At 48.2% G+C, this 12412-nt stretch carries 8 protein-coding genes (1 of these 8 cut by a window edge); all 8 read right to left on the bottom strand.

The window, feature by feature from the left end:
- Positions 1 to 31 precede the first annotated feature (31 nt).
- The gene (locus tag KUA49_RS00500) at positions 32 to 742 is read right to left on the bottom strand and encodes a DUF4827 domain-containing protein (protein ID WP_218412409.1); all 711 of its coding nucleotides are present in this window, start codon (positions 740 to 742) and stop codon (positions 32 to 34) included.
- 192 nt (positions 743 to 934) lie between these two features.
- On the bottom strand, positions 935 to 1969 hold the full coding sequence (locus KUA49_RS00495; RefSeq protein ID WP_412178602.1) for a DHH family phosphoesterase: 1035 nt from the start codon (positions 1967 to 1969) through the stop codon (positions 935 to 937).
- A 15-nt stretch (positions 1970 to 1984) separates the two neighbouring features.
- Positions 1985 to 2896, bottom strand: a complete 912-nt coding sequence (locus tag KUA49_RS00490) for a nucleotidyltransferase (protein WP_218412407.1) — start codon at positions 2894 to 2896, stop codon at positions 1985 to 1987.
- Between the two features lie 177 nt (positions 2897 to 3073).
- Complete coding sequence (locus tag KUA49_RS00485) at positions 3074 to 5473, bottom strand: BamA/TamA family outer membrane protein (RefSeq protein ID WP_218412406.1); 2400 nt, start codon at positions 5471 to 5473, stop codon at positions 3074 to 3076.
- A gap of 2 nt (positions 5474 to 5475) precedes the next feature.
- On the bottom strand, positions 5476 to 10188 hold the full coding sequence (locus KUA49_RS00480) for a translocation/assembly module TamB domain-containing protein (RefSeq protein ID WP_218412405.1): 4713 nt from the start codon (positions 10186 to 10188) through the stop codon (positions 5476 to 5478).
- Between the two features lie 125 nt (positions 10189 to 10313).
- Complete coding sequence (locus KUA49_RS00475) at positions 10314 to 10982, bottom strand: RluA family pseudouridine synthase (protein ID WP_203051776.1); 669 nt, start codon at positions 10980 to 10982, stop codon at positions 10314 to 10316.
- A gap of 27 nt (positions 10983 to 11009) precedes the next feature.
- Positions 11010 to 11768 (bottom strand): 3-oxoacyl-[acyl-carrier-protein] reductase, encoded by a 759-nt coding sequence (gene fabG / locus KUA49_RS00470; protein WP_089544922.1) that lies wholly within the window; start codon positions 11766 to 11768, stop codon positions 11010 to 11012.
- A gap of 117 nt (positions 11769 to 11885) precedes the next feature.
- Positions 11886 to 12412, bottom strand: partial view of a TetR/AcrR family transcriptional regulator gene (locus tag KUA49_RS00465; RefSeq protein ID WP_203051777.1) — the 3' portion only. It continues 70 nt past the right edge of the window; only the last 527 of its 597 coding nucleotides appear in the window; the start codon falls outside the window, past its right edge; it ends in the stop codon at positions 11886 to 11888.

Here is a 12412-nt window from a genome sequence, read left to right as displayed (position 1 = left end):
TATATCTTTTAAAGTTAATAGTCACACTATATTATCTGCCTCGCTGCAAGGTCATGTCGTAGAGGCAGGCATAAACGCTTCCAGAAGCGGCTGTGGTACCGTATGAATGAGGAACCAGGATACGCACATGGGCTACATGCTCGCTATCTTTCTTAGGACGACCAATCTTCACCCAGCTGAACGGAATCAACCAGCCGCTTGGCACGGTACCACTGGTACCATAATAAGTGCTGCTGTTATATGTGGCAGCCATCAGACTGTTGGATGTATCGAAAGAGCCTGTGAAGGTTCCCGAGTTGTTGGTTACGCTCATCTTGTCGAGCATATAGGAATAAACCACGGTGTTGTTAGTCAACTGCAATGACTCATTGCAGATGGCAGCCTTAAGACCCAGGTTGTACTCATAGAAACGGACGAGCACATCGGTGGTTTCACCCTTCTGGATATAATCGCCGCAGCCCATGTCCAACACCTGCATGTAGATACCATTACTGTTGAAGAGCACATACTCGTTGTTGTTCTTGGAAGTATCAGTAAGAACCACGCTATTGTCCTTCTGCTTCTTTTCCCAACGACTCTTGAACTCTTCCTCAGAAATCACCTTCACATTCTCGTGGCGCAGGAAAGAGCTGATAGAGTCCAACTCGCGGTCACGCTGCTCCTTATAAGTCTCCGTATCATTACATGCGGCAAGCGAGAAAAGAGCCGCAAAAGCCATTATAGCAAATAAAAATTTCTTCATTATTATTATAAAAATCTGATTTATTCGGCAAAGGTACAAAAAAGAAAAGACAACACCGAGAGGAAGAGGACGATTTTATTATTATTTATCACTTATTATCATCCTGACACCCCTTTCAGCGTTGTTTTCTTATTTTTTAAGCTATTTCTAACGAAAAAACAAAAGCATTCTTATGTCAATAAGCCAGCATTCCTACTTCAATAAATCAGCAAAAGCCAGAATGGCTTTCTGTGCTATCTTCTCTGCCTCCTCGATGCTGCAAAGCAACTTGCCACCCGAAGCATTGCGATGGCCACCGCCATTGAAGAACTGCTCTGCCATCTTGTTGCATGGGAAATCATCCACCGAACGGAGACTTACCAACACGCGGTTGTCAATATCCGTATCCTCACGAAGAGAGATGGAAAGCTTGTGGCCCTTGATGGTAAGCGGCACATTCACCAGACCCTCCAGGTCGCCCTTGATGAAATCATACTGCTTCAGTTCCTTGCGGGTTACCGTATAGTAACTGGCATGGAGCGACTCGATGACCTGCAGTTTCTCGTTCATCAGATGACCACGGAATCTTACTGCAGATACACGGGAATTGTTGAAGACATTGCGATAGATCTTATCCTTGTCGATGCCCTTGGTAAGGAGCTGGCAGATGATGTAGTAGATATCCGGATTAGAGGAATTATAGGTGAATCCACCCGTATCCGTCATCATACCGCAGTAAACGCAGGTAGCCCAGGTCTTATCCAACTCAGGGAAACCGCCCAACTGCCATATTACCCGGAATACCAACTCGCTGGCACTGCTGGCATGCGGATCAGAAATTTTCAGATCCACCTCCAGGTTAGGAGCCAGATGATGGTCTATCACCAGTTTTCTTGCCTTGCATCCCATCAGCACAGGGTCCATCTCGTCGAGACGGCCAACACTTCCGAAATCAAGACAGCACACGAGGTCGGCCTCATCAAAGGCCTTCTGCACCAGCTCAGGACGCTTGTCATAGCGCAGAATATCATCACATCCCGGCATCCAGGAAAGGGCATCCGGAATCATATCAGGCACACAGATGACAGGAGCCTTGCCCAGAGAACGCAAATAATAGGCCCATCCCAGGGACGAACCGATGGCATCACCATCCGGCGACTTATGTGCGCAAATGACAATATGCTGAGAAGCCGCTATCATCTCACGGAGAATAGCGGCTTCCTGATCTGTTATCTTATTTAAATTGATATCCATCTACTTGAATTAGAAGAGCTTGTTTGGATATACACCCTCGTCGATGAGGCTCTGGATCTTGTCAACCACGCTCTGACGGTCAGCAGCGTAAGTTACACCAAACCACTTACTTGTTGTATCGAGCACCTTCACGGTAGATGTACCCTCGTTGATGAGCTTGTTAACCATCAATGGGATAAAGAACTCAGCCTTCTTGTTCTCCATGTTCTTAGGATCGCTCAAGAACTCCTTGAAGTAAGCCTCGCTGTGCTCGAAGTAGTCTGGAGTGAAGCCCCATACGTTCATGGAAACAGGAGTGTTGTCGCCGATGGCAACCCACTTGCCTTCCTCGTCCTTGTAAGAAACCTCACCGTTGATACGCATAATCTCGGTGCGCTCTACACAAGTAGTCAGGTTCTCGTTCTCATCTTTAGAGCAGATACCACGAGCCACGGTACCATTCTCGCTCAGGGTGTTACCTACGCGGAAACCTACCATAGCATACTTGTTGGTGCTACCCTCTGGAAGCTCAGAGAGGAACTTGCCGATAACCATGAAGCAGTCACGGTTGTAGAAGTCATCGCAGTTGATAACGCAGAATGGCTCCTTGATGATGTCCTTAGCCATCAACACTGCATGGTTTGTACCCCATGGCTTCTCACGACCTTCTGGTACGCTGAATCCCTCTGGCAGATCGTCCAATGCCTGGAAGCAAAGCTCTGCAGGGATATGACCCTCGTACTTAGAGAGGATTTTCTCACGGAACTGATCCTCGAAATCCTTGCGGATAACGAAAACAATCTTTCCAAAACCAGCCTGAATAGCATCGTAGATGCTGTAGTCCATGATTGTCTCACCATTTGGGCCCAGACCATCGAGCTGTTTCAAACCACCATAACGGCTACCCATACCGGCAGCCAAAAGCAATAATGTAGGTTTCATATAATCTTTTTTTATTTAATAGTTGATAGTTTATATCTTAAACACTGCAAAAGTAATAAAAAAAACGCACCTAGCGGCATCTTTTCTCTACTTTTTTTGATTTATATCAACATTTAAACGTTTTGTGGAGTTTTACATACCAAAATGGGAGGCTTTTGCCCTTTCTATCCATAAATTCTAGAATGGATAACCCACGGCAAGATGAAGACTCTGGTTCTTCTTGAAGCTTGGGATATTGTAGAATCCGCTCTTGCCGGTATCATACGGCAGATGCAAACCGATACCCCAATCCACACGCACCACAAACATGCCCATGTCGTAACGGATACCCAGACCCGTGCCCACGGCAAGCTGCTTATAGAACCTGTTGAACTTGAATGCCTCATACTCCGAGAAATCGGCATCCTTCATCCATACGTTTCCGGCATCCAGGAACAAGGCGCCATAAAGGTCGCCCCAGATTTTAGGACGATACTCCAGGTTTGCCTGCAACTTGATGTCGCCCGTGCGAAGGATGTTGGCATACTTGTTTCCTACGGCACTGTAGTTCTGCTCTCCCGGACCAACGCCACGCACATTGAAGGCACGGATGCTGTTGGCACCGCCCACATAGAACATCTCGGTATAAGGAGCAGTATCTGAATTGCCATAACTCCAGATAACGCCGCCGTTCAAATGTCCCACCAACGTAGAGTTCTCGTTGATACGCCAGTATTTCACGAAATCCGTCTCCACCTTGAAGAACTGGGAATACTCGTTCTTAAAGAGCGTCTTGCCCTCCTTGTTCCATTTTCTGCCACTGGCAAGATAACCCAGCGACAGGATGTTACCCGCCTCACTCACCGTGGTAGACCATACGATAGGACTGCGGTATTTCTGCGCACTGCGATAGGTATAGGTGTAACTCATCTTAGGCACAAAGCGGTCGGCCATCGTGGTTGCGATATACGTATTGTTCGCCAGGATACTGTCAAACTTTGCCGAAGAGGAGTTCATATACTCATACGAGAGAATCAGCGGACTGAACGAATGGCGATGCTGATAAGAAGTGGCCCAATCGTAGGTCAACTCGCCTCCTGCCACATGCCTGCGGAAATAGCCGGCACGATTCAATACGTTCATGGATGCCTTCACGGTGGTGGTTGGCGTACCGTAATATCTGCGTGGGATATGTCCCCTGCGAAACCTGCGCTCGTTCTGCGCCATGGTGCGGAAGGCATTCCAAGGCGTGATGATGCTTGGGAAGGATACGGAGACATCTGAACCGAACTCATAGGAATTGATCTTGTTAGAACTGCCGCCCTGTCCGGTGATGGTCTGCCACTCGTGCGCTCCATGAAAGTTGATATCCAGTTTCTCTCCTCCACGAAAGGCATTGCGTTTGGTTAAACCCACCACGAGCTCCGGTCCTACTCTACCCGTGGTCTTGCCCTTGGCATTCGCCTCGATATAGAAATCGTATGGCTTGTCGAACACCAGGTCGATGTTGGCATCCAGGGTATCGCAATATTGCACATTTCCCAAACTATCCAAGATCTGGGTAGATCGGGGCACAAACTGCAGGTTGGTATAACTGAAGAGTCCCATCGACTGCAATCCTGCCTTCGCCGTGGTCTCATCATCCACCATATAGAGCTTGCGTGGTCGCAGCTTCAGCTCGCGGAGCACCACGCCAGCACGAATCGGCATTTTCTTGCCCGCATACCGGAAACTCAGATAGCGACGCACGAAGGAATCGGTCATCTCCTCCATAAACTGTTTCTTGAAGTTGATGTTGATGTTACCGATATACCACTGTCGCTTGGCTTCCGGTTCGATGCTGTCAACCATCGAGAGACGCACGTTCACCTTGCCCGGCACATTCACCGTATCGGCAAGATAGGAAGCATAACTGTTCTGATAGAAATAATAGCCATGATTGCGGAAAAGTCGGGTCAGTCGCTGGCGCTCCTGCTCCAGTTTCGAGACATTGAAAGGACTTCCTTTTCTGATAACCGCCTGCTCCATGGTAGAGTCGATGAGCTGCTTGCCATGATCAGGAAAATTGAGATAAGCCACGGAATCCAGGCGCCAGAGATGGCCCATATCAACCTTATAAGCCACCTTTGCCTCCTTCGGATTGCTCTGGGTCTGCACCTCATAATCCACCTTTCCATTGAAATAGCCGTATTTATCTAACTGGTGCTCAGCCACCTGCGCACGCAACTGCGGATTCACATTCTCCATCAGCTTAGGCTTGGATCCGAACACCTTGGTAATCCATCGGGAAAGTCCATTATCCGATGGCGAGAAAGCATTCCATATCCACAGACGCACCGGGAATGGGGTGCGGTAATAGCTGCTACCCATAAAGGCACCCGTAGGAGCGGATGCCAGGGCATACTCCATCTCCTCCTTCACAGAGTCGGCATAGCTGTTCTCCTCGTAGTTGGTATATTCGATAGGCTTCAATCCCGCAAAAAGCTGCTCGCCTTCCTTCAGGGCACTCGTAGAGGAGCACCCCGTAAAGAGGAAGGATGACAGCATCGTGGATGCTGTCATATATATAATAAGGTGAAGTCTATTCTCTTTTCTCATGATTACTTGTTTTTAATTGAATCTTTACTGACGGAATCCTTCTTCATTCTTGAATTCGGCATGAGGTTGGAATCCTGCCTGTCTGCCTTCAAACGGAAGATATCCGTGAACTTCGAGAGCTTTCTGCGCCAGGTGAAACCGGCACCATATTCGCCAATCTGTCCTTCCAGCCAATCGTAGGTGTTGGCGTTGTAGAAGGCACGGACATACATGCTGGCACCTTCGTTCAGACGATACTGCACCTCGACATTGTTGAAGAACGATTCGTTCTTGTTGTAATTCGCATTATCCAACTCGGCACCGGTGGAAACCTGTCCACCCACCGTGAAGCTCAGACGATTGTTGAAGAATCGCTTGGCAAACTTGAAGTTGTAGTCGGTATGCACGGAACCCGCCGCATTGGTCTGGTTATCTACCGTCATGCCCACATCGAGTCCGATGCTTCGCATGGCTGTACCTGCGATATTGTTGATTTCCGAATTGAGGAAGGAAGTCAGGGCACTGTTCATCGAGAACGAACTCGTTGAACCACTCGCCAGATACATGCCGGATGCCAACATCGTGATGGCTATCTTGCCCCGCTCCTCTACGCTCATCGAATTCAATTCATCCTGCACGGTCTGGTCGTTCGACGCGGAGATGATAAACTGGATGCCCGGCTTTTCCAGAGTCTGACTCAGTTTCACACCACAGATGAAATCCACCGATCGTCCACTGCCCTCACCTTCATTCACGGTAGTCTTGATGTTCTCCGTAGCCGTGATGCTCAGGGTAGGATTGAATGGATCGCCGGTAAACTGGATGTAACTTCCATCCTGGATATCAAAGGTCTTCAGCGGAATGATAGGCAGCGAGTATTTCATCTCGCCATCACTCAGGGTGTATCTACCCGTCAGACGGATGCCATCCACCGTATTATATCTCATCTGCAAGTCGCCACCACCCAACAAATCCACATAGTTGGTCTTCTCTGCATTCAGGGCACACAGGATATGGGCTGACTCATCAATGGAGATGCTCATCAGCATATCGAAACCCTCCAGGGTTGGCTTGGCTACCACCACCTGCTTACCGCTCTTGAAATCGGTGAACTTCACCAGTTCTTCCAACTGGGTATCGGTGGTCAACTCCGACTCACGCAGCACGTAGGTCATATCGGTCTTGCCCAATACATCAATCTTACCCATCATCTTCAGATTGTTCAAGGCTCCCTGCATACTGCCATAGAAGTTGACATACGCCTTTCCGAAAGCCTCCGAACGGGCATTCTCCTTGGCATCGATGAGCAGGAAGTTCTGGGCACGCATGCGCACATTGAGTTTCATGTTCTCCACATTCGTGAAATCCAGGTCACCCTGAATATTCAGCGGGCTCTCGTTGTTGGCATACATCATGAAGTTCTCGAAGAGCAGCTTACTGTCGATGATGCGCACTGGGTCATTGGCAAATCGCATGGAGATGCCGTATGGCACACTCACCAGATAAGCAGAATCCAGATATACCTCGCCATCCATATCCAGGTTGCTCAACGCTCCCTTCATGGTCAGCTTGCCTTCTCCATATCCCTTCAGACCCATCAGCTGGTCGGGAATAAAACCGTTGATAAAGTGCAGAGGCAATCGCTCCAAACCGACTTCTGCATCGAGTTCGCCTGCGCCTCCTGACTTGTAGGTACCCGTAACCGTGGCTACTTCCTCGCCATTATAGGTCAGGATACCATCCACATAGTGCGATCCGTCGCTCTTTGGCATATAGGTGAATTCAGAACCCACATCGCCCATCGGACATTTCTCGTATACCATGTTGTCTATCTTCAGGTTAGAAGATACCGACAACTCATCCTTGGTCTGTATCACGTGGAAGTCACCATCCATGATACCCGAAATATCCGGCATATAAGGAATCACACTCAGCACCTTGTCGAGATTAAACTGGCTCATGCTGACAGTGATATCCTGCAATGCATCTTCGTTCTCATCGTTGGAATAAACACGCATACCCATTCCGCCCGACCCTCTCAACACCAGGTTGGCAGATACACGGCCATCGTCAGCCAACATCAGATAGTTATCCTCATTGGCTGTAAATTTCTTGTATCCCAACACCGGATGTGGGTCAATAAGGGTAAGCTTCACACCGTTAGGCTGCAACATGGCAGCCAGACCCACATCCACCCCCAGGCGGTTGTTGGCATCATAGATACGTGCCTTCAGGTTGGAGCCCAAATCCTGCACCTCTCCATCCACCAGGGCACGGAACACATACTGCGGATTATTCCTGTTGTTCTGTATGTGAGCCGAGTAGCGGATGGTATCCGACTGAGTATGAACCGTGGCACGGATGGTATCTATCTGCATGCCGCTGGCCACCAGCGAATCGATGTTGAGATAACCCTCAAGTCCGGCTACAGGAGAAGAATTGAAATCCATCTCCGCCGACTTGAAGTTGTATCCCATATACTGGATGAAGCGCGAGATGAAATTATTCTTACCCGTAGTGAGATAGATATGACCAAGAGGGAAACTGTTTCGAATCTTCACCTGGTCAATATGATGGTTCTTGAATTGGGAAACCAGTTCTTTCTTCAATCCCATCACCTGGTCCAGAAGCTTCTCATAGCCACCATGTGCATCCATGTTCAGACGGAAATCGCCACATGCGGCAATGGCATGGGTGGTATCCCTGCTGGTCTTGATGTCCACATTCATACCGCCCGGACGATAGATACTGTCTGGCGTACGTATCGTGATATCATCCATCAAAGCCCAAACCTGATGACTGTCCTTCAAGTCAGAATTCATATCAATATGCCCGCAAAGCGATGCTGAAACCGGCTTCTTGGTAACCTGCAACTCATACATATCAGCATGGCGCACGTCGGCTACCAAAGTAGCCTGCAATTTCTTGGTACTAGCCAGGGCATCTACCGAAATCACGCCATCCAGCAGTTCGTTCTTGCTATCCAGCTTGGCGTGAATCTTACCATTAGCTATCTGTGCGTCTGCCAATACATGATGGAGATGATGTTTGCCATAATGCAACTGGCTCACCTTTGCCTTTGCCAACAATCGGGTTCTTGGCGATAGGAAGTCGGTGCCCATACCCCTGGCCTCCACATCTCCGGTAAAGGTATAGAGTTCCTGTTTTGGCAGGAAATGCTGCGCATGGATATTGCGCGCATGGATTCTAGCCTGATAAGCCAGGCGATTCATGTCGATACTTCCATCCTTGCGGGTCTTGACATCGACGGTAGCATCCACCTTCATGCTTCCCCTACCCTCGGTAAGCGCCAGCCTGGCTCCATACTTCGTACCGTCCATCTTCAGATTGCCCTGGATGCCGATGCCGTTTGGTATGCGGATTTCCTGCATCAAAGAAGGATCGAGCATGGCGGTAACCATACCAAGATGATAGGTTTTTGCCTTCAGGTTGATGTTCGCCTTGATGCGATCCATGTCGTTTATATTGGCGATGGTTCCATCGGTAGTCAACCGGAATACAGTAGGCAAATCTATCTTCACTCCCGAGAAAGCGGCACGCTGCAGGTTGCCCTTGAAGGTGCCTTCCAGTTTCATCGGATAGTAAGGCCAACGGTTCTTCATTGGCTTCGGCAACGCATCGCCCACGAAGAGGAAGAGGTCTGAACGTCCCAGGGAGCCCTTCAACTGGGCCATCAGTTTTCCAGGTGCTTTCTCGTCGAAGGCATTCAAATCCATATCTACAGAAGCCTGCAGGTTGGAAACCGGCGTACGAAGCGCCATATCAAGCAGCTGCATCTTCAAAGAATCCATCACAAAGCGGCCAGCAAGCTGGTCTATCTTCAAGCCACACTTCTCTTTCAGTTTGGCTTCCTTTATCTTGATGTCAAGCTTGGAATCACAGAAATAGAAGGAATCTGCCTTCAATGCCATATCCGAGAAGGCAAGATGGTTGAAGTCCATTCCCGAAACAGGACGCACGTAATTCTGATCGTAGTTCACCCTGCCGTTCTTCCAATCCAGATGTCTTATCTGGTAGAGACCTTTATACAGGTCGAGATAGGTGGTGCGAGCCAGCGCATCACCCATGTAAGCATTCACCTGGAGGGTATCTCCAGGCATGTGTAAGGTAAAGTCGGTGTTCTTTAGTTTCAGCTGCTGTATGTTGATCTTCCAGTAATTGCTGCTTGGCGTGGTATCTGGCGGAACGGTATCGCTCAGTTCCACCGAAAGTCTGGCATCAGCTATAAGCGCATGGTTCACGTTCACACGCTCCTTGCCCAGATCTATGCCATGTGCCTTCAACTGGAGTTTGCCCACATCGCCCTTGATCCGGGCCTCGTGGATGAAATTGGTGGTATTCACCTTCATCTTCGTGAAGTTCAGTTCATCAACCATCACCTGATTACTGAAGAGGGGAAGCAATTGCACATCTACCACCATCTTCTGGATGTCGGCTACGGTATCTTTTCTGTTTCTTAAAGTTAAGTTAGGGCTGTTTCTGAGCGAATCGACTGGTTGCAAAACCTTTACACCTTCCACTCCCAGCTTAAGAGGGAAGACAAGCTTTACTTCCTTTACAGAAATATCCATGCCCGTCGATTCAGAAGCATAAGAAGCTACTTGCTTCACCGCCCAATTCTGTACAGGAGGGAAGTAAAGCAACACAGCCAACAATATGATAAGCAGGAATGGAATCAGAAGTGCCACACCCACCCACTTCGCATACTTCTTCATAAGCATGTTATTTTACTAAAAATATTCAGAACGAATCAACAAGTTAGTATTTGGAGTATGATGAATTCCTAGGGATTCCATCATCTCTGTGAGAATCATGAGAAACTAACTCCCCCCGACATTCATCAAGGGGCGATAGCTCTCCATAAGTTGTCATCTGGCAGAGGAGCCTCCACCACGATGGTTTCCTTCGATACGGGATGCACAAACTCTACCCTGTGCGAAAGAAGCGAGATACTGCCGTCAGCATTGCTGCGAGGGGAACCGTATTTCAGGTCGCCCTTGATAGGGCATCCCATCTTAGCCAACTGACATCTGATCTGATGATGTCTTCCCGTCATCAGGTTCACTTCCAGAAGTGTATAATGATCGGTATGACCTATCACCTTATACTTCAATATCGCCTTCTTCGAGTTCTTCACCTCATGGTCGTAAGCGTAGCTCTTGTTCTGCTTCTCGTTTCTTACAATCCAATGGGTCAATGTCGCCTCGGTCTCCTTCGGCATGTTCTTCACAATCGCCCAATAGGTCTTGTGAACCTCACCATCCCTGAACATGGTGTTCAGTCGGCTCAGTGCCTTCGAAGTCTTGGCAAACACCACGAGTCCCGAAACCGGACGGTCAAGTCGATGCACCACACCCAGGAATACATTACCCGGTTTCTGGTATTTCTCCTTGATATACTGTTTTACCGTCTCAGAGAGAGGCTCATCGCCGGTCTTGTCGCCCTGCACGATTTCACCACTTCTCTTAGAGACGATAATTATATGGTTGTCTTCGTAAACTACCTGCATTTTGTTGTTAAAACAGATGCCAATAGATTACATGTTCATACCACCGTCGATCTGAATAACCTGACCACTTACGTAGCTAGACATATCAGAAGCGAGGAAGAGACAAACGTTAGCGATATCCTCTGTCTGACCACCACGGCGCAAAGGAATCTTCTTCATCCAGTCCTTACGGATTTCCTCTGGCAACTGAGCTGTCATGGCAGTCTCAATGAAGCCAGGAGCTACAGCGTTGGCACGAACACCCTTAGGACCCAACTCCTGAGCGATAGACTTAGCCAAAGCAATCATACCAGCCTTAGAAGCTGCATAGTTGCACTGACCTGCGTTACCATGAACACCTACCACAGAAGCCATGTTGATGATAGAACCGCTGCGCTGACGGAGCATGATAGGAGAGCAAGCGTGGATAAAATTGAAAGCAGACTTCAAGTTTACGTTCAATACAGCATCCCACTGAGCCTCAGACATACGGAGCATCAAGCCATCCTTGGTGATACCAGCGTTGTTAACGAGAATATCGATAGAACCGAAATCAGCATGAATCTGCTTCACTGTCTTCTCAGTCTCCTCGAAGTCAGCAGCGTTACCAGCGTATGCACGGCATGTTACGCCGAGAGCCTCAATCTCCTTGCGGGTAGCCTCCAAACCTGCAGCCATATCATCATTGAGTACGAGGTCTGTGAATGCGATGTTAGCACCCTCAGAAGCAAATTTCATTGCGACAGCCTTACCGATGCCGCGAGCAGCACCTGTTACAAGGGCTGTCTTACCTGTTAATAATCCCATTTCTTTTTGTATTTATTAAATTAATGATCTATTTGAATAATCAATGAATGATCAATTTGATTTTCTCATGAACGATTGCACAATCGGGAAAAATCTATCAACCTTGAACGATTGAGATTACAGTTTCAATCCCGATTTACCCAAGGCGCCATAAACCACCTTGGCAACCAATGGTTTGCTTGCCTCCACATTCATGCCATGTCCCAAACGGCCATAGATGAAAGGTACTTCCAAGCCCTTGATACAATAATGAGTAATGTCGGCAACCAGATCTACATTGTCGATATCAAACTCACCTGCATCCTTTCCCTCACGATAGATACGACGGAGGATTTCGATTTCATCCTCATCAAAGTTCTTTCTCACCTTCTCCACCATCCAGATGTTGCGGAAGAATTCAGCACGCAAATTACCATTACGTACCACCGTCTCCTTAATCATACTGAGATGAGTATAGATAAGTTCGATAATCTTATCCTGTGGACGCATCTTGCAGTTGGCCACCTCATCCAATCTATCGGAAAGGCGTTCCAACTCTGACTCTATTACAGCGTAATAGACGTCTTCCTTTCTACTGAAATAAGTATAGAGCGTACGTCGTCCCTTCCCCGAAGCTACAGCAATATCATTCATGGTTGTATTTG

It is taken from the genome of Segatella copri (assembly GCF_019249655.2).
Lineage (GTDB): Bacteria > Bacteroidota > Bacteroidia > Bacteroidales > Bacteroidaceae > Prevotella.
This window is presented reverse-complemented; position numbering and strand designations above follow the sequence as displayed.

Excerpts from the sequence above, each read along its gene's own strand:
- KUA49_RS00500 (WP_218412409.1), bottom strand. The coding sequence starts at position 742 with ATGAAGAAATTTTTATTTGCTATAATGGCTTTTGCGGCTCTTTTCTCG.
- KUA49_RS00490 (WP_218412407.1), bottom strand. The coding sequence starts at position 2,896 with ATGAAACCTACATTATTGCTTTTGGCTGCCGGTATGGGTAGCCGTTAT.
- KUA49_RS00485 (WP_218412406.1), bottom strand. The coding sequence starts at position 5,473 with ATGAGAAAAGAGAATAGACTTCACCTTATTATATATATGACAGCATCC.
- KUA49_RS00480 (WP_218412405.1), bottom strand. The coding sequence starts at position 10,188 with ATGAAGAAGTATGCGAAGTGGGTGGGTGTGGCACTTCTGATTCCATTC.
- KUA49_RS00475 (WP_203051776.1), bottom strand. The coding sequence starts at position 10,982 with ATGCAGGTAGTTTACGAAGACAACCATATAATTATCGTCTCTAAGAGA.
- fabG (WP_089544922.1), bottom strand. The coding sequence starts at position 11,768 with ATGGGATTATTAACAGGTAAGACAGCCCTTGTAACAGGTGCTGCTCGC.